This is a genomic window from Glaciihabitans sp. dw_435 (assembly GCF_018449675.1).
Lineage (GTDB): Bacteria > Actinomycetota > Actinomycetes > Actinomycetales > Microbacteriaceae > Glaciihabitans.
Genome location: NZ_JAAVUZ010000003.1, coordinates 238,843 through 255,601, shown reverse-complemented (window position 1 = coordinate 255,601; position 16,759 = coordinate 238,843). Strand labels below are relative to the sequence as shown.

The 16,759-nt window shown below is 63.8% G+C and carries 17 protein-coding genes; 10 read left to right on the top strand and 7 right to left on the bottom strand.

The features are described 5' to 3' along the window. Positions 1 to 14 precede the first annotated feature (14 nt). Together treS and HB677_RS06075 are read left to right on the top strand one after the other, a co-directional pair. On the top strand, positions 15 to 1,739 hold the full coding sequence (gene treS / locus HB677_RS06080; protein ID WP_213814784.1) for a maltose alpha-D-glucosyltransferase: 1,725 nt from the start codon (positions 15 to 17) through the stop codon (positions 1,737 to 1,739). 75 nt (positions 1,740 to 1,814) lie between these two features. Then, positions 1,815 to 2,519, top strand: a complete 705-nt coding sequence (locus tag HB677_RS06075; RefSeq protein WP_213814783.1) for an exonuclease domain-containing protein — start codon at positions 1,815 to 1,817, stop codon at positions 2,517 to 2,519. Between the two features lie 81 nt (positions 2,520 to 2,600). Here the strand turns inward: HB677_RS06075 and HB677_RS06070 are convergent, their stop codons facing one another. The 3 genes from HB677_RS06070 to glgA form a co-directional block, all read right to left on the bottom strand. Further along, positions 2,601 to 2,849: a type B 50S ribosomal protein L31 gene (locus HB677_RS06070; protein ID WP_213814782.1), complete on the bottom strand. Its 249-nt coding sequence runs from the start codon at positions 2,847 to 2,849 to the stop codon at positions 2,601 to 2,603. 162 nt (positions 2,850 to 3,011) lie between these two features. Continuing rightward, positions 3,012 to 3,794: an ABC transporter ATP-binding protein gene (locus tag HB677_RS06065; protein WP_213814781.1), complete on the bottom strand. Its 783-nt coding sequence runs from the start codon at positions 3,792 to 3,794 to the stop codon at positions 3,012 to 3,014. 12 nt (positions 3,795 to 3,806) lie between these two features. Beyond that, a complete protein-coding gene (glgA, locus tag HB677_RS06060; RefSeq protein WP_213814780.1) occupies positions 3,807 to 4,988 on the bottom strand; it encodes a glycogen synthase in 1,182 nt (393 codons plus the stop codon). 47 nt (positions 4,989 to 5,035) lie between these two features. On the opposite strand from glgA, the gene glgC reads away from it, so the two are divergent. Both glgC and serB read left to right on the top strand, forming a co-directional pair. Continuing rightward, the gene (gene glgC, locus HB677_RS06055) at positions 5,036 to 6,274 is read left to right on the top strand and encodes a glucose-1-phosphate adenylyltransferase (protein ID WP_213814779.1); all 1,239 of its coding nucleotides are present in this window, start codon (positions 5,036 to 5,038) and stop codon (positions 6,272 to 6,274) included. Positions 6,275 to 6,304: 30 nt separating this feature from the next. Then, complete coding sequence (gene serB / locus HB677_RS06050) at positions 6,305 to 6,943, top strand: phosphoserine phosphatase SerB (protein ID WP_213814778.1); 639 nt, start codon at positions 6,305 to 6,307, stop codon at positions 6,941 to 6,943. Positions 6,944 to 6,951: 8 nt separating this feature from the next. Here the strand turns inward: serB and fabG are convergent, their stop codons facing one another. After that, positions 6,952 to 7,662, bottom strand: a complete 711-nt coding sequence (gene fabG / locus HB677_RS06045) for a 3-oxoacyl-ACP reductase FabG (protein ID WP_213814777.1) — start codon at positions 7,660 to 7,662, stop codon at positions 6,952 to 6,954. A 50-nt stretch (positions 7,663 to 7,712) separates the two neighbouring features. On the opposite strand from fabG, the gene HB677_RS06040 reads away from it, so the two are divergent. From HB677_RS06040 to HB677_RS06030, 3 genes are read left to right on the top strand one after another with little or no spacing between them, the layout of a single operon-like run. After that, complete coding sequence (locus HB677_RS06040; RefSeq protein WP_213814776.1) at positions 7,713 to 8,006, top strand: DUF3099 domain-containing protein; 294 nt, start codon at positions 7,713 to 7,715, stop codon at positions 8,004 to 8,006. Further along, the gene (locus tag HB677_RS06035; protein ID WP_213814775.1) at positions 8,003 to 8,254 is read left to right on the top strand and encodes a hypothetical protein; all 252 of its coding nucleotides are present in this window, start codon (positions 8,003 to 8,005) and stop codon (positions 8,252 to 8,254) included. The genes HB677_RS06040 and HB677_RS06035 overlap by 4 nt, the downstream gene beginning before the upstream one ends. Further along, on the top strand, positions 8,251 to 9,111 hold the full coding sequence (locus HB677_RS06030) for an SURF1 family protein (protein WP_213814774.1): 861 nt from the start codon (positions 8,251 to 8,253) through the stop codon (positions 9,109 to 9,111). The genes HB677_RS06035 and HB677_RS06030 overlap by 4 nt, the downstream gene beginning before the upstream one ends. A gap of 34 nt (positions 9,112 to 9,145) precedes the next feature. On the opposite strand, the gene HB677_RS06025 is transcribed toward HB677_RS06030, so the two are convergent. Beyond that, positions 9,146 to 10,744, bottom strand: a complete 1,599-nt coding sequence (locus HB677_RS06025; RefSeq protein ID WP_213814773.1) for an ABC-F family ATP-binding cassette domain-containing protein — start codon at positions 10,742 to 10,744, stop codon at positions 9,146 to 9,148. A 440-nt stretch (positions 10,745 to 11,184) separates the two neighbouring features. Between HB677_RS06025 and HB677_RS06020 the strand changes: the two genes are divergently transcribed. Together HB677_RS06020 and HB677_RS06015 are read left to right on the top strand one after the other, a co-directional pair. Continuing rightward, positions 11,185 to 12,090, top strand: a complete 906-nt coding sequence (locus tag HB677_RS06020; protein WP_213814772.1) for a glycoside hydrolase family 6 protein — start codon at positions 11,185 to 11,187, stop codon at positions 12,088 to 12,090. A gap of 53 nt (positions 12,091 to 12,143) precedes the next feature. Continuing rightward, positions 12,144 to 13,172 (top strand): response regulator transcription factor, encoded by a 1,029-nt coding sequence (locus tag HB677_RS06015; protein ID WP_213814771.1) that lies wholly within the window; start codon positions 12,144 to 12,146, stop codon positions 13,170 to 13,172. 99 nt (positions 13,173 to 13,271) lie between these two features. Here HB677_RS06015 and HB677_RS06010 read toward each other — a convergent pair whose 3' ends face one another. Then, positions 13,272 to 14,717 (bottom strand): glycosyltransferase, encoded by a 1,446-nt coding sequence (locus HB677_RS06010; protein ID WP_213814770.1) that lies wholly within the window; start codon positions 14,715 to 14,717, stop codon positions 13,272 to 13,274. Positions 14,718 to 14,909: 192 nt separating this feature from the next. On the opposite strand from HB677_RS06010, the gene HB677_RS06005 reads away from it, so the two are divergent. Then, entirely contained in the window at positions 14,910 to 15,569 is a 660-nt protein-coding gene (locus HB677_RS06005) for a hypothetical protein (protein WP_213814769.1), read from the top strand. Between the two features lie 25 nt (positions 15,570 to 15,594). Here HB677_RS06005 and HB677_RS06000 read toward each other — a convergent pair whose 3' ends face one another. Beyond that, positions 15,595 to 16,758 (bottom strand): diguanylate cyclase, encoded by a 1,164-nt coding sequence (locus tag HB677_RS06000; protein WP_213814768.1) that lies wholly within the window; start codon positions 16,756 to 16,758, stop codon positions 15,595 to 15,597. Position 16,759: the final 1 nt, after the last annotated feature.

The window sequence follows — 16,759 nt, the reverse complement described above, 5'->3', positions numbered from 1 at the left end:
TCGAAAGGAGCGAAGTGACCTTCACCGCCCCCATCCAGATGCCTGGTCTTGCCCTGGATCCGCAGTGGTACAGACGCGCTGTCTTCTACGAAGTCATGGTGCGCAGTTTCGTCGACAGCAATGGCGACGGCGCGGGCGACCTGAGCGGGCTGATTTCCCGCCTCGACTACCTGCAGTGGCTGGGTGTGGACGCTCTCTGGCTCCCGCCGTTCTACCAGTCGCCCCTGCGCGATGGCGGATACGACGTCTCTGACTTCCACGCGATCCTGCCGGAGTTCGGCACGCTGGAAGAATTCCGTGACCTCGTCACCAAGGCGCACGAGCGCAACATGCGCATCGTCATCGACTACCCGTTGAACCACACCTCGGATGCCCACGACTGGTTCCAGCAGTCGCGCGAAGACCCCGAGGGTCCCTACGGCGACTTCTACGTCTGGCGCGACACGGACGAAGAGTACAAGAACATCCGCATCATCTTCGTCGACACCGAGGAGTCCAACTGGACCTTCGACCCGGTGCGCCGCCAGTTCTTCTTCCACCGCTTCTTCTCGCACCAGCCCGACCTCAACTTCGAGAACCCGGCCGTGCGCGAGGCGGTCTTCGACACCGTCCGTTTCTGGATGGATCTGGGTGTCGACGGAATCCGTCTTGACGCGATCCCGTACCTCTTCGAGACCGAAGAGGGCAACGGTGAGGGCGAGCCGGAGACCCACCAGTTCATTCGCGACCTGCGCACCATGATCGACCGGGACTACCCCGGACGAATCCTGATCGCCGAGGCGAACCAGTGGCCGCAGGAGGTCGTGCAGTTCTTCGGTACCGAGGAAGAGCCCGAGTGCCACATGGCTTTCGACTTCCCCGTCATGCCCCGCATCTTCTACTCCCTTCGTTCCCAGCAGGCCGGCGAGCTGATCCGCATTCTCTCGGAGGCCACCGACGTTCCGAGCGGAGCTGGCTGGGGTGTCTTCCTTCGCAACCACGACGAGCTCACCCTCGAGATGGTGTCCGAGGAATACCGCCAGGCGATGTACGGCTGGTACGCGTACGACCCCCGCATGCGATCAAACATCGGTATCCGACGCCGTCTGGCGCCGCTTCTGGACAACTCCCGCGCAGAGCTCGAGCTCGCCCACGCACTCTTGTTCTCGCTCAAGGGCAGTCCGTTCCTCTACTACGGGGACGAGATTGGCATGGGCGACAACATCTGGCTCCCCGACCGCGACAGCTCGCGCACGCCCATGCAGTGGACGCCGGACCGCAACGCCGGCTTCTCCACCGCGGACCCGGGCAAGCTGTACCTGCCCGTCGTTCAGTCGCTCGTCTACAACTACAACCTGGTCAATGTCGAATCCCAGCTGGCGCAGTCACGGTCACTGCTGCACTGGGTGCGCAACGTGATCCACGTGCGCAAGGCTCATCCCACGTTCGGGCTCGGCGAGCTGCGCATGCTGCAGACGGATCACGAGTCTGTGCTTGCGTTTGTGCGCGAATATGAGGGGTCTGGATCGCAGTTTGGGGATGCCCCGGAGAAGATCCTGTGCGTGTTCAGCTTCGCCCACAACCCGGTGTCGGTCACCATTCAGATGGATGAACTGGGCGGATCCAGCCTGTACGACCTGTTCGGTGGTGGGCAGTTCCCCACAATCAACGAGGACGGATCCGTCACGCTGACCCTCGGCACGCAGAGCTTCTACTGGCTGCACGTCGGCGAATCGCACTTTGCGGGCGGGCGTTCGTAGCCGGGTCCCGATCGAATTATTCACACCCCGTAGCGGCAGCCGAGTAGTGTCACTGGCTGCCGCTACGGTGTGTGCATGACAGCTTCAACAACGAACGGCCAGTGGTTCGACACTCTTGGGGTTTTTGACCTCGAGACCACGGGAATCGACATCGAAACCAGCCGCATCGTGTCGGCCCATGTGGGTGTCCTCGACTCGACAGGCGCGCTCGTCGAGCGCTACGACTGGCTGGCAGATCCCGGGGTGGAGATCCCCGAGCAGGCGACGGCCGTGCACGGCATCACCACCGAACGCGCCCGTGCGGAGGGCCGTCCGGCGGCGCTGGTGGTCGCCGAGATCGTCGACACTCTTCGTTCCCTGTTCGAACGTGGCATCGCCGTCACCATCTATAACGCGGCCTACGATCTCAGCCTGCTCAACCGCGAGGCCGTGCGCTATGGCATCGCACCCCTGGTCGGTCCCTCGCCCGTCATCGATCCGCTCGTACTGGATAAGGCGGTGGACAAGTACCGCAAGGGAAAGCGCACCCTGGAGGCCGCCGCGCTCTTCTACGGTGTGGACCTCGTAGGTGCCCACGACGCCGCTGCCGACGCTGTCGCTGCGGGGCGTGTCGCCCAGGCGATGGTCCGCGCGTATGGCGCCGAACTCGACATCGACGCGATAGAGCTGCACTCGCAGCAGGTCGGCTGGTGCGAGGAGCAGTCCGCGAGTTTCCAGGACTACATGCGCCGCACGCACAACCCCGACTTCACCACGTCGGGCGCGTGGCCCGAGCGCTAACCGCGCCTCGCGTCATCCGCCCACGACAAAGGCGACCAACGTTATCGTTGGTCGCCTTTGTCGTAATGCTGGGGGAAAGAGTTACTTTCCGAAACCCGCGTAGCGCGAGTTGAACTTCTCGACGCGTCCCGCAGAGTCCATGATGCGCTGCTTGCCCGTGTAGAACGGGTGCGACTCGGACGAGATTTCCACGTCGATGACCGGGTAGGTCTCGCCGTCGAGCTCGATGGTCTTCTGGCTGGTCACGGTGGAGCGCGTCAGGAACGTCGCACCAGAGGCCAGGTCGCGGAACACGATCGGCGCGTACGTGGGGTGAGTATCAGACTTCATGGTGGATCCTTGGCTTGTTGTTATCAGGATGGGGAAAGATTGTGGTGGTCTGCGCGACGAAGCGCGCCGAACCGACTTCTCAGAGTACCAGACTTGATCTCCGCGACGAAGCTTCCTCGGAAATACCCGCCGAGCGTGTCGCGGTCGACCGAGGCCGGATAGCTAGACCGCCCGGGCGGTGAACCGTCCATTGTCGGATGTCACGGCCAGTTGCAGCCCGAACGCACTGCTGAGGACATCCACTGTGATGACGTCGCCGATGGGGCCTGCCGCGTGGATGGCACCGTTGGTCAGCAAGAGCGCGTGGGTGAATCCCACGGGAATCTCCTCGACGTGGTGTGTCACCATCACGATGCCCGGCGCCTCCGGAGCGCTGGCGTAGCCACCGAGGAGCTGCAGCAACTCCTCACGCGAGCCAAGGTCGAGGCTGGCCGCGGGCTCGTCCAACAGCAGGAGCTCGGGGTCGGTCATGACCGCGCGGGCAATCTGCACCCGCTTCTGTTCGCCGTCACTGAGGAGACCAAAGCGGCGACCCGACAGGTGGTCGAGCTTCCATTCGGCGAGCACCCGTTCCGCGCGACGCACGTCGATGTCTTCGTAGACCTCGTTCCAGCGTCCGGTTACCGACCAGGCCGCCGTCAGCACGACGTTCAGCACGGTCTCGGTCGCGGGAATGCGCTTGGCCATCGCCGAGGAGGCGAAGCCGATGCGCGGGCGCAGCTCGAAAACGTCGACAGCTCCGAGCGTGTCATCCAGGATCTGCGCCGTGCCGGAACTGGGATGCACCAGCGCCGCCGCAACCTGGAGGAGGGTAGTTTTGCCCGCGCCGTTGGGTCCGAGAATCACCCACCGTTCGGAACTGTCCACGGTCCACGAGACGTGGTCGAGGATAGTTGTACCGTCGCGAATGATGGAGACGTCAGTGAGCTGGAGAACGCTTGCCATGATCGTCTCAGCCTAGAGCAGAGAAGCGTAGATCTCTCGCGTTCGCAGCGCGATGCGGTCCCAGCTGAAGTGGGTTTCCGCGCGCCGGCGCCCGGCCTCGCCCATCGTCCGCGCCGTCTCTGGATCGCTTACCACCTCGGTGAGGATCCGGGCGAGATCAGCGATGAACTTTTCGGGGTCGATGGGCGTGCCGGTGCCGTCCTGGAGTTGCTCGATCGGCACAAGACGCCCGGTGACGCCGTCCTCGACGACCTCGGGGATTCCTCCGGTCGCTGTCCCCACGACGGGGGCGCCGCAGGCCATTGCCTCAAGATTGACGATCCCCAGCGGCTCATAGACAGACGGGCATACGAACGTGGTCGCCGCGGTGAGCACGGCGGAGAGCTCGGGCTGGCTGAGCAGACGATCGATCCAGACCACACCGGTGCGCTCCTGCTGGAGGGCTGCGACGCCCGCTTCGACCTCCGCGAGAATCTCCGGGGTGTCGGGCGCGCCGGCACACAGCACGAGTTGCACCTCGGGCGGGAGGAGCGCCGCAGCACGGAGAAGGTAGGGCAGTCCCTTTTGCCGGGTGATGCGACCCACGAAGACGACCGAGGGGCGGTCGGGGTCGATCCCGAGGCCACGGACCACGTCGGCATCATCGATGGGCTTCCACCGGGTGAGGTCGATGCCGTTGTGCACGGTCACGACCTTCTCCTCGTCGAGGAACGGGTAGGAACGCAGGATGTCGCGGCGCATGCCATCACTGACGGCAATGACGGCGGCGGCTCCGGCGAAGGCGGTGGATTCGATCCAACTCGACACGCGGTATCCCCCGCCGAGTTGCTCGGCCTTCCACGGGCGCAGCGGTTCGAGGCTGTGAGCCGTGACCACATGGGGAATTCCGTGCAGCATGGAGGCCAAATGACCGGCCGCGTTGGCATACCAGGTGTGCGAATGCACTACGTCGGCGCCGACTACATCGTTAGCGATCTGCAGGTCAACCCCCAAGGTCGCCAGGGCGGGATTTGCGCCGGCTAATTCGGCCGGCACGGGATAGTTGAATACCCCCGGTTCGTCGCGGGGTCCGCCGAAGCAACGGACGACGACATCAACGTCGTCGCGCATTGCGCGGACCAATTCGGCTACGTGCACTCCGGCTCCGCCATATACCTCGGGCGGATATTCGCGGCTTATCAGGTCTACTCGCATGCTCTAGACGCTAGTACAGCAGCGGCTGGACGCAATACTCTGTAGCCATGGCATCGAAGAAGATATTTGGCATTGTCCTTGCTGGTGGAGAGGGCAAGCGTTTGATGCCCCTGACCGCAGACCGTGCGAAGCCCGCAGTTCCCTTTGGGGGCGGATACCGACTGATCGACTTTGCACTCAGCAACCTGATCAACTCGGGCCTGAGCCAAATTGTCGTACTGACCCAGTACAAGTCCCACAGTCTTGACCGTCATGTATCCCAGACCTGGCATATGAGCGGTCTCCTGAACGCGTACATCGCGTCGGTCCCGGCTCAGCAGCGTCTCGGCAAGCGATGGTTCAGCGGATCCGCCGACGCCATCCTTCAAAGTCTCAACCTCTTGCGCGATGAAAAGCCCGACATCGTCGTTGTGGTCGGAGCCGATCACGTCTACCGCATGGACTTCGCCCAGATGATCGAGGCGCACATCGCGTCCGGCGCCGGGGTGACGGTCGCGGCGATCCGCCAGCCCATCTCCCTCGCCGACCAGTTCGGCGTGATCGAACTGGACAAGGACGACCCCACCCGCATTAAGGCGTTCCTCGAGAAGCCCAAGGACGCCGTTGGCCTCGAGGAGTCGCCCGGCGAAGTGCTCGCCTCTATGGGTAATTACGTGTTCAACGCGGACATCCTGATGGAAGCGGTGATCCGCGATGGGGAGAACACCGAGTCGAATCACGACATGGGTGGTGACATCGTTCCTGACTTCGTTTCGCGTGGCGAGGCGGGCGTCTACGACCTCAACCACAACGATGTTCCCGGCTCCACCGACCGGGACAAGTACTACTGGCGTGACGTGGGAACGATCGAATCGTTCTTCGATGCGCACCAGGACCTCATCTCGGCGCTGCCGATCTTCAACCTCTACAACCGCGAATGGCCGATCTACAGCCAGCAGCTCAACTCCCCGCCGGCAAAGTTCGTGCGCGACGCCAAGGGGAACCTTGGCACCACGATCGACTCGATCGTTTCGCTGGGAACGGTGATCTCCGGGGCGCACTTGGAACGCAGCGTTCTCGGGCCGTGGTGCGTGGTGGGTTCGGGCGCCACCGTCGTCGATTCTGTCGTGTTCGAGCGGGTGGTTATCGGCGCGAATGCGGTCGTTCGTCGAGCGATCCTCGACAAGGATGTGGTCATCGACGAAGGCGCTACGGTTGGTGTTGACGCGGACGCGGATCGCGCCAGGGGCTTCACCGTGACGGAAACGGGCATCACCGTTGTCGGCAAGGGAGTTCACGTATCTTGATGTAACTCGCCCGAAAGGCTCACCTCGGACATGGCCCGGTTTCTCGTAGTTCTCGATGTCGATTCAACCCTCATCGAGAACGAGGTGATCGAGCTCCTGGCGAGCGAGGCGGGGTCGCTCGACGCTGTGGCGAGGATCACGGCCCAGGCGATGAATGGCGAGTTGGACTTCGAGCAGAGCCTCCGCTCCCGTGTCGCCACACTCGCGGGGCTTCCCGAGAGTGTCTTTGCCGCCGTGGGTCAGCACGTGGAGATCACGGCCGGGGCGCAGGATATGGTGCGCGGTGTTCAGGCCGCCGGCGGGCGCGTTGGCGTCGTGTCCGGTGGCTTTCACGAGGTCGTGGACCCGGTGGCGGAGGCGCTCGGTCTCAACTACTGGCGCGCGAACCGGCTCGAGGTGGTCGACGGCGTTCTCACCGGCGGGCTGATCGGTCCGATCATCGACGCCGAAGCAAAGGCATCCACCTTGCGCGAGTGGGCGGACGACTTCGACGTGCCGCTGGCCCGAACGGTGGCCGTAGGCGACGGGGCGAACGATCTGCACATGATGGCGATCACGGGCCTGTCCGTCGGATTCGACGCCAAGGCGCCCGTGCGTGACGAAGCCGACCTGCTGCTCGACGTCCGTGATTTGTCGGCGCTGCTGCCCCTCCTTGGGCTGCGCGGCTGATCTGAGGTCTAGTGGCCCATTCCGAGGCCACCGTCGACCGGGATGACGGCTCCCGAGATGTAGCCCGCGTCGTCGCCTGCCACCCAGGCGATGACCTTCGCCACTTCTTCCGGAGTCGCGAAGCGTCCGGCGGGAATTGACTTCTTGTAGTCGGCGAGGGTGGCTTCGGGCAGCTCCGCCGTCATGTCCGTGTCGATCAGACCCGGCGCAACAACGTTGGCGGTGATTCCCCGCGAGCCGAGCTCCCGCGTCAGCGACCGTGCCATACCGATCAGTGCACTCTTGGACGCCGAGTAGTTGACCTGTCCGGCGGCCCCAAGCATGCCGGACACGCTCGAAATGAGGATGATCCGGCCGAACCGTGCCTTGATCATGCCCTTGGAGGCACGTTTGACGACACGGAACGATCCGTTGAGGTTCGTATCGATGACGGAGGTGAAATCGTCCTCGGTCATGCGCATCAACAGCATGTCGCGGGTCACTCCGGCATTGGCGACGACAACCTCGACCGGCCCGAGGGCCGCCTCTACCTCGGTGAACGCGGTGTCGATGGACGCGGCATCCGTCACGTCCGCCCGTACCGTGAGCGTGCCCGCGGGGCCCTCTCCCGATCGCGCGGTGACGGCAACTCGGTGGCCACGGGCCACGAACTCTTGGGCGATGGCGAAGCCGATGCCGCGATTGCCGCCGGTGATCAAAACGGTACGGGGAGTAGTCATGGTCGACAAGCCTAATGTCCCGGCGTAACCGACGTAGGCTTGGTATGCCGATGAAAAAGCCACAGCAGTCGATCACCTCTCTTCCGGCGTCCCCGGACGACGAGCGTCGCGCCCGAATTCGCAAATATTCGATCACCATGACGATCCGTCTGGTCTGTTTCGCTCTTGTCTTTGTGCTGCCCGGATGGTGGCAGCTCGTCGCCATCGTTGGTGCGGTCATCCTTCCCTACATCGCCGTCGTCGTCGCGAACACGGGTAGCTCCCGCGCGGGTGACGTGACGGTCATGCGCCCGGGCGCCATTGTTCCCGTCCGACCCACCGTGCCGACGGAACACGACACGTGATCGGATTCGGAGCCGACCCCGACGAGCCGCAGTGCTCGCGCGCGGGCTGCGAATCTCCCGCGACTGTTGCGGTGAACTGGCGTAACCCCAAGATCCACACCCGCGACCGGGTTAAAGTGTGGCTGGCGTGCGACGAGCACCGCGACTACCTGCGTGACTTCCTCGAGGCACGCAACTTCCCGGTGCTGGTCTCCGCAATGGACGAACCCGTGTCGTTCGTCCCCGATGGTGCAGGTGAGGCTCGATGAATGGCTGGCGGTTCGCGCTACAACGGCGCTGGTTTGGCTACCTGGGCGCCGCAATCATCTTCGCCATTGCCTGCATTCTTCTGTCGATGTGGCAGGTGGGTCGCCGCGACGAAGCCGTCGACGCGATCAACCTGATCAACCGCAACTACGACTCGCAGACACAGCCCATCGACGACGTGCTGAAGACACCCACCGCATTCAGTCCGTCCCAGACGTGGAAGCCGGTCCTCGTGACCGGCACCTACCTCGTCGATCGGCAATTGCTCGTACGGAACCGCCCGTACAACGGCGATGCCGGCTTCGAAATCCTCACGCCCCTGCAGCGCGCCGATGGCAGCATCTTTATCGTCGACCGCGGGTGGGTCGTCGGGGGCGCGGAACAGGACCTTCCCGATACCGTTCCCACTCCCCCGTCGGGCACCGTGAGTGTGGTCGTTCACCTTAAGCCCGGTGAGCCAAATCTGCCCGGAAGGTCCGCGCCCGCCGGACAGGTCGCCACCATCAACCTGCCGACCGTCGCCGGAAAGCTGGACGCGACGACGTACACGGGCGCCTATGGCCTGCTGATAACCGAGACACCGGCGGCCGCGGGGCAGATGCCCTCCCCCGCCGTCAAGCCGGAGCTCGACGAAGGACCCCACCTGTCGTATGCGATCCAGTGGGTGGTGTTCGCGGTCTTCGGGTTCTTTGGCCTGGGCTACGCACTGCGCACCGAGTACAGGATTAGGAACGCGGATGACCCGGAGGAACGCGAACGCGCCCGGGAACGCGACCGCAAGGCGCGCGAGAAGTCCGAGCGCGCTCCGAGTGACAGCGAGGTCGAAGACGCCATGATCGAATCGGCCGCCCGGCGCTAAGCACGGACGGCCGGTCAACCAAGGCGTCTTGGGGTTACTCGAGACCGATGAGGTCCGCGTAGTCCTTGTTCCAGTGGTCTTCGACACCGTCGGGGAGAATGAGCACACGGTCGGGGTTGAGAGCCTCGACAGCTCCCTCATCGTGACTGACGAGAACTACGGCGCCGGTGTACGTGGCCAGAGCCCCGAGGATCTCTTCGCGGCTTGCCGGGTCGAGGTTGTTGGTGGGCTCATCCAGCAGCAAGACGTTGGCGCCGGAGACGACGATCATGGCGAGGGCTAGCCGCGTCTTCTCTCCACCGGAGAGAACGCCTGCGAGCTTCGCCCCGTCGTCGCCCGTGAACAGGAACGAGCCGAGCACACGCCGGGCTTCCATCTCCGAAATACTCGGTGACGAGGACACCATGTTTTCCACGACGGTGCGCTTGACGTCGATCGTCTCGTGCTCCTGCGCGTAGTAGCCGATCCGCAGGCCGTGGCCGGGCTCGATCTGGCCGGTGTCGGGCTTGTCGACGCCCGCGAGCATGCGCAGCAGCGTGGTCTTTCCCGCGCCGTTGAACCCGAGAATTACGACCTTGGAACCGCGGTCGATCGCGAGGTCCACTGCCGTGAAGATCTCGAGCGACCCATAGCTCTTGCTGAGATTTGTCGCCATAAGAGGCGTGCGACCGCAGGGGGCAGGTTCGGGGAACCGCAGTTTCGCGACGCGCTCGACGGTGCGAACCTCGTCGAGTCCGGCCAGGAGCTTCTCCGCCCGGGCGACCATCTGGTGAGCGGCGGCCGCCTTGGACGCCTTGGCGCCAAACTTGGCAGCCTGGGTGGTGAGGACCCCGGCCTTCTTCTCGGCGTTGGCGCGTTCTTTCTTGCGACGCTCCTCGTCCGCGGCGCGCTGCTTGTGGTAGTTCTTCCAGCCCATGTTGTACTGGTCGATCGTCTGGCGGTTGGCGTCCAGGTAGAAGACCTTGTTGACGGTCTCCTCTACGAGGTCCACATCGTGAGTGATCACGATCAGGCCGCCCGAGAAGTTCTTGAGGAACTCACGCAGCCAGACGACGGAGTCGGCGTCGAGGTGGTTGGTCGGTTCGTCGAGCAGCATGGTGTCGGCACCGCTGAAAAGGATGCGCGCCAACTCGATGCGGCGACGCTGTCCACCGGACAGCGTCGACAGAGGCTGGTCCAGAATGCGGTCGGGCAGGCTGAGGTTGCTGGCGATGGAGGCCGCTTCGGCTTCCGCCGCGTACCCGCCGAGTGCGACAAAGCGTTCCTCGAGATCGCCGTAGACCTTCATCGCCTTCGCGCTGACGGCGGCGTCCGGGCTTGCCATGTCCTGGGTGGACTGCTCCATACCCAACAACAGCTGGCCGAGGCCCCGGGCGTCAAGGATGCGGGTGCGCGCCAAATCTTCCGGGTTGCCCGAACGCGGGTCCTGCGGGAGGTAGCCGATCTCACCGCTGCGCTCGATCGAGCCGCCCGACGGGGCGAGTTCGCCGGCGAGTGTCTTGGTCAGCGTGGTCTTGCCCGCGCCATTGCGCCCCACAAGGCCGATCTTGTCGCCACGGTCTACGCGGAAACTGACGTCGTCCATGAGAAGGCGTGCCCCGACTCTCAGCTCGAGGTCTTGCACGTTCAGCACAGGCGTAGTCCAGTTCTTTAGGCGTGTTGATGCAACACAGGAGTAAGGGGGTCAGCCAGTCAGTCTACTTCTGATGGGGGCGCCGGCCCGCGTCGTCCGCTTGCAGCGATACCGTGTGCGGCTGTGCAGCAGTATTTCCGCACTGCGGGAGTTCTGCGCATTCCCATGGGGCTGTCGGATTTGTGATCCCCCTTGCGCCATAATTAGCGGAGCGGTCCTTTGGCCGCTTGCCGTGGTGAAGCTTGTTGGGGCGCTTCAATCGGCGGCGTCGGGAAGAACTCCGCGGCGTTACCCGGACCCGCTGGCGCGTCCTCCCAGTTCACACCTTGAGATTCGGCGGAGACCACATGGCACAGGCGAAATCCCGGCCGAAACCCATTTTGGCGATTGTTTTAGGTTCCGTACTCGTACTCGGGCTGTTGGCCTGGCTAGCGTTTGGTGTGGTGATTCCCTTGATCGGTCAGGCGAATCCGTTGGTGGGTAAGTCGTTGTACGTCTACCCCGAGTCATCCGCTGCCGTTGCCGTGCGCACGCAGCAGGCGGCCGGTACGGACACCACCGCGATTCAGAAGATTGCGGATACCCCCACCGCGATCTGGCTCGTGCCCGAGAAGTACCCCACCAATGAGATCGCCGGGTTTGTCGACGGTGTCGCCAGTGCCGCGGCCGCGGACAACAAGATCGCCACCTTCGTCATCTATGGGATTCCAAACCGCGACTGCAACAACCTGTCCGCTGGTGGGCTGAGCGAAGCCGACTATCCCGCGTGGATTTCCGCCATCGCCGCGGGACTCGCGAACCACGAGAGCGTCGTGATCGTGGAGCCCGATGCGCTCACCCTGACGCAGAGCTGCGGAGACGTCGACAAGCGCACCGCGCAAATCAAGGATGACGTCGACAAGCTGTCCGCCCCCAGCGTGCTGCTGTCCGCTCCGGAGACGACGATCTACCTCGATGGCGGGCACTCCAACTGGATCACCCCCGCCGCCATGGCCGATCTGCTCAACAAGGCAGGCATCTCCAAGGTGCGGGGATTTGCCACCAACGTCTCCAACTTCAACACCACGGCCGACGAGCACGCCTACGGCGAGGCCGTCAGCAAGCTCACCGGGGGCGCACACTACGTGATCGATACGGGCCGCAATGGCAACGGGTCGAATGGCGAGTGGTGCAACCCGGCGGGTCGTGCGCTCGGTGAGGCTCCCGGCATCGTCAGCGATGGTGCACAGGATGCCAACCTCTGGATCAAGAATCCCGGCGAAAGCGACGGTGCCTGCAACGGTGCTCCCGCGGCCGGTGCCTGGTGGAATGACGGCGCACTCGCACTAGCGAACGCTTCCAAATAATGACGGATCCGGCGCACGCCGCCCAAGGAAAGGTTGTTGGTACCATCGACCCCATGGAAAGCTCGATCGATAAGCGCGTCGCAGTCATTATTGAGGACGACGACGACATTCGTAATCTGCTCGAAGCGGTGCTGACGCAGGCCGGATTCGACGTTGTCGCAACCGCCAACGGCCCCGACGGAATCGAAGCCGTACGCACGCACGATCCCATCGTCACCACCCTCGACGTGAACATGCCGGGTATGGACGGGTTTGAGACCGCCCGGCGTCTCCGGGCATTCAGCACGACGTACATCGTGATGCTCACGGCTCTCAGCGAAGAAATCGACACCCTCCAGGGACTCGACGCCGGTGCTGATGACTACATCAACAAGCCGTTCCGACCGCGCGAACTTCGCGCCCGCATCGAAGCAATGCTCCGTCGACCACGCGCGGTCATCGCTGCGGATGGGTCGACGCTCTCTCCCGTGGGCGAACCCGCCCCGGCGGCTGCTGCACCGGTTGCGGCGCCTGCGGTCGCCGTTGCCGCCGCTCCCCTGCCGGTGGCTCAGCCCGAGCCCGTGGCATACGTGGCTCCCGTCGCCGCACCCGTCGCGCCTGCTGCTCCGGTCGCTCCCGTTGCCGAGCCCGCCCCGGTGTACGCCGCGCCTCCCGCCCCGGTGTACGCCGCGCCGGTCGTGGCGGAGCTGGTGACCGAGCCAGCAGCGCTGGTTCCGGTCGCCGCCCCCGCGCCCCAGGCGTCCGGCGGAGGATGGCTGGAACACAACAGCCTCTGGTTGAACATTGAAACCCGTGTTGTGCAGATCGACACCACCGAGATCGACCTGACGCGCAGCGAGTTCGACCTGCTTGCCGCCCTGATGGAGTCGACCCGCCGCGTTCGTACCAAGGCTGACCTTGTGCTGTTGCTGCGTGGCGAGAGCTACGTGACCAGCCACTTCATCAGCGAGTCCGACAAGCGCGCGATCGAGGTACACATGGCTAACCTGCGCAAGAAGCTCTCCGACAACACTGCCTCGCCCCGATGGATCGAAACCGTCCGGGGCGTCGGCTACCGCCTCACAGCAACGGAGGGTTCTTAACCTCTCGCGGTTTCCCCGCGAACAACACAGGGCCCGGCTCCCATCGATGATCTCGATGAGGGCCGGGCCCTTCGTTGTGGCCGCAGGGCCGTCCTGGCGCTAGACCTTGTAGCCGCGGTGACGCTGGAAGAGCTTGCTCATCATGGTGAGCGTCTGGATACCTGTGATGACGCCGAGGATGGGCCATCCGATCCACAGGATGGTCGACTGCGTGATGACGTCAAGCTGGAACCAGGCGAAGACGATGAGCGCCAGCACCAGAACTGCGATGAGCATCGGAGCGAGGTAGCCGTTACCCGAGCCACGCTCGGCCTTTGCCTGAGCAGCCCAGTTGTCGACCTGCTTGCGGCTGAGGAACTTCGTCCACGCACGGAAGAAGTGACCGAGGCGAACGATCATGTAGATCTCGGCGGGGAACAGCAGGAGCGCGAAGAGGATGTCCTTGCTGTTGCGCTTCTTCATCGACATCGCGATGCGCAGGTTCAGCCCGATGGCGGCCAGCGGCGGAATCAGCCAGATCGGACTGAAGACGAACGCGCCAATGGACAGCGAGGACACGAGCAGCACGAGGAACATCAGGCGGGTGAAGCCGTTGACGAGCATGGAGAAGTTTTCCAGCCACCGCAGACGAAGGTTGGGGTGGAAGGGCTGGCCCTTCGTGTCACCACGCTGGCCCGGCCACATCAGTTCGATGGCGCCGAAGTTCCACTTCACCTGCTGGGCGTCGAGACCGCGCAGGGTGGTCATACCTCCCACGTCGGCGCGGGCCTGTGCGCTGATCTTGGTCAGGAAGCCCGCGCTCTTGATCTGCAGGGAGAGCAGGGAGTCTTCGACCTCGCTGTCCTTCACCCACGGAGTGGACTGGTGGTTGTCTTCCATGGCCTTGCGCAGTGCCTTGACAGCGAAGATGGAGAACTGGCCCCCGAGGACCGCCATGTTGCGCCCGCGAAGCATGTTCTGCATGTTGAATGCGGCGAACTGGGTGCGCTGGCCGGTGATCAGGAACTGCGGAATGAGGCCGCTGATGACGGTGTCATCGATGCTGAAGATGGCGGAGATGCCGCCGATGCGGGTGTCCGAGTTGATCTCGGCCTCGAGGTACTCGACTGCCGTGGCATCCGCCGTCGTGTCCCCGTCGACGCCCAGAAGGTAGTCGCAGCCCTCGACGAGCGTGTAGCCGTAGTTGAGTGCACCGACCTTCTTGTCGCGGTTCTTGCCGATGTCGTGAACGTAGATCTCGGTGAACTGTTCCTCGCCATTGATCTCGCGGATGTGGGGGCCGGCAAATTCGCTGGCGATCTTGACGGTGTCATCGGTCGTGTTGTTCACGACAACGTGGATGATGTCGGGGAGGCGGGTCTGCGCCAGCAGGGATTCGAGCACCTGCGCGATGGATTCCGCTTCGTTGTAGGCCGGGATGACGCAACCAATGGTCGGGCGGTATTCCGGGAGCGACTCGACGGATGCGATGAAGTCGCTGGTGAGCTGGTCGAGCTCACTTCCAACCGGAGCCGAGTTGACGTACCTGTCGTCCGTATTGGTCATGTGATTCCCCCTGATTTGTTTCTGAGATTACGCTTTCGCGGTTCGTGGAAGCCCTGCGAGCTTGTTAGTGTCAGTCTGCAACACGCAGCGCAGTTTTGTACTCGCTTGGGTGCAAGATTGGCTCAGGATTAGCTCAAGACTTACGCGCGGTTTTCTCGGGGCAGTCGCGAACAGAACAAATTAGGGGGACTCATGGCCATTTCGAAGCGGTCACGAGCGGTCGCAGGCGCGGCATTGCTGGCAACTTTCACTATCGGCACTCTCTCAGGGTGCGGAACCGCTCCCTGGCTTGCGGCCGAGGGCGACAACACATCGGCGCCGACATCGTCGTCGACGGCGACTTCCGTTCCGACGACGACCCCCACTCAGCCGGCTCCGATCGTCTCGATCAAGAACGAGCTCGCGAGCGGATCGACGATGCGGACGGTCAAGGCCGGCAACATCACCATGACGATCAACTACTGGTCAACGCTGACCATGGATAAGTGGACGGCCGCGGCGAACAAGCCGATCAGCTTCTCGCTGTCGGGCAAGCTCGCGGGCGGGTCATCCAAGCAGAAGTTCTACCTCTCGAAGGTGACGCTCTCCACCGCAGTCACCGGTCCACTCGGCGCGCTTCCTGCTCCGGCGGCGTCCAGCGATTCGGCGACGGTCACCCCCGGCTACCTCATCAAGGCGCCGTACACCTACAGCCAGACCTTTGTGCTGCCGGCGCTTGACTCCACCGCCACGTCGGTCACGCTGTCGTTCGCGTACGAGATCCTCCTGCAGACGACGCCGACCTCCAAGGAGTACGCGAAGCAGACGGGAACCGATTCCCTCACCATCGCGCTGGCATCAACAACGCCGTAGCCGGCAAGCGCGTCAGCCGACGCGCCTAGCGTTCCGGGAGAGCGACGGCAATCGATCCTGATCCGTGCGCGCGAGCCGTGATAATCGCGGCATTGGCCGCCCTGATCAATGCGCCGAAGTCGTAGCCGTAGTCGTCGGTGGTGGCGAGCCCGCAGGTCGAAATCGCCCGAACTCCCTCGACCGGGTCGATCGGCGTTTCCACCAGGGCCGTGTGAATGTGTTCCGCCACCGTGATGGGCGATCCCACGGACGGCACCGTGGTCAGCACGGCGAACTGACGCGCGCCGTCATGCCCGATGAGGGCCGCGGATGGTGACTGCTCGCAGGCGATGCGGCCCACCCTATAAATCGCGCGGTCGCCGAAGTCGCGGCCGAACGCGGTATTCATATCGGTGAGGTTGTCGACGTCGAGAAGTATGAGTGCGAGAGCGTCACGGTCCCGCTTGGCCCGGGACAGCCAGTCCTTCGCGAGCTGATCGAATAGCGCGTGATTGACGATGCCCGGAATGTTCGACAGGCCCGTGCCGAGTGACGTCTGGCCGGCGCGGACCGTACGCCCCGAGGTGAGTATCGACATCGAGATCGACGCCAGAATCACCAGCATGATGGTCACGAACGTTGTCGTGTTGGTTCCAAACCACGTGGTGAACAGCGTGCCGTCCTCCCCGTCGACGAGGAACACGACAATGCGGGCGACATAGTACCCACCGACGCCCAAGAAGACCACGGTGAGAATCCGTGCGTTCACGCTGCGCTGCATCCGTGCCCGCAGGGTCTCAGCGCCCGCCAGGACGGAGAAAGCGGCTATCCCCAGGAACATCTCCACGCCGCCCGCCCAGTCGCCCCCGTCGGGCCCACGGACGATGACGGCCAACCCCACGATGACGGCGGCCACCATCGGAACCTGAATGAGCGATCGTCGGAGGTTGTATTGCCTGCACCCCGCCCACATGGCGCCCAGCGAGAGCACGAGAGCCGCATTGCCGAAGGCGATTGCCCACCATGCCCCGGGAACGAAGCCCCACACTGCGTACGAGAACGTCGCCAGGATTCCGCACACGAACGCGATGCTCCACGACCGTCCCACGTCGTCGTTGCGGCGGAGGATCGTGTTCAGGATGAAGGAGAACCCCGCGATGGTGACGACGGCGCCGCTGGCCAGAAGGAGGGTCTGGGAGTCAATGATCATG

Bases quoted from the DNA above. Each gene is read 5' to 3' on its own strand.
- fabG (WP_213814777.1), bottom strand. From the start codon at position 7,662: ATGACTACTCCCCGTACCGTTTTGATCACCGGCGGCAATCGCGGCATC.
- HB677_RS06030 (WP_213814774.1), top strand. From the start codon at position 8,251: ATGAATGGCTGGCGGTTCGCGCTACAACGGCGCTGGTTTGGCTACCTG.
- serB (WP_213814778.1), top strand. From the start codon at position 6,305: ATGGCCCGGTTTCTCGTAGTTCTCGATGTCGATTCAACCCTCATCGAG.
- glgA (WP_213814780.1), bottom strand. From the start codon at position 4,988: ATGCGAGTAGACCTGATAAGCCGCGAATATCCGCCCGAGGTATATGGC.
- HB677_RS06075 (WP_213814783.1), top strand. From the start codon at position 1,815: ATGACAGCTTCAACAACGAACGGCCAGTGGTTCGACACTCTTGGGGTT.
- HB677_RS06065 (WP_213814781.1), bottom strand. From the start codon at position 3,794: ATGGCAAGCGTTCTCCAGCTCACTGACGTCTCCATCATTCGCGACGGT.
- HB677_RS06015 (WP_213814771.1), top strand. From the start codon at position 12,144: ATGGAAAGCTCGATCGATAAGCGCGTCGCAGTCATTATTGAGGACGAC.
- HB677_RS06005 (WP_213814769.1), top strand. From the start codon at position 14,910: ATGGCCATTTCGAAGCGGTCACGAGCGGTCGCAGGCGCGGCATTGCTG.
- HB677_RS06000 (WP_213814768.1), bottom strand. From the start codon at position 16,758: ATGATCATTGACTCCCAGACCCTCCTTCTGGCCAGCGGCGCCGTCGTC.
- HB677_RS06070 (WP_213814782.1), bottom strand. From the start codon at position 2,849: ATGAAGTCTGATACTCACCCCACGTACGCGCCGATCGTGTTCCGCGAC.
- HB677_RS06010 (WP_213814770.1), bottom strand. From the start codon at position 14,717: ATGACCAATACGGACGACAGGTACGTCAACTCGGCTCCGGTTGGAAGT.
- HB677_RS06040 (WP_213814776.1), top strand. From the start codon at position 7,713: ATGAAAAAGCCACAGCAGTCGATCACCTCTCTTCCGGCGTCCCCGGAC.
- glgC (WP_213814779.1), top strand. From the start codon at position 5,036: ATGGCATCGAAGAAGATATTTGGCATTGTCCTTGCTGGTGGAGAGGGC.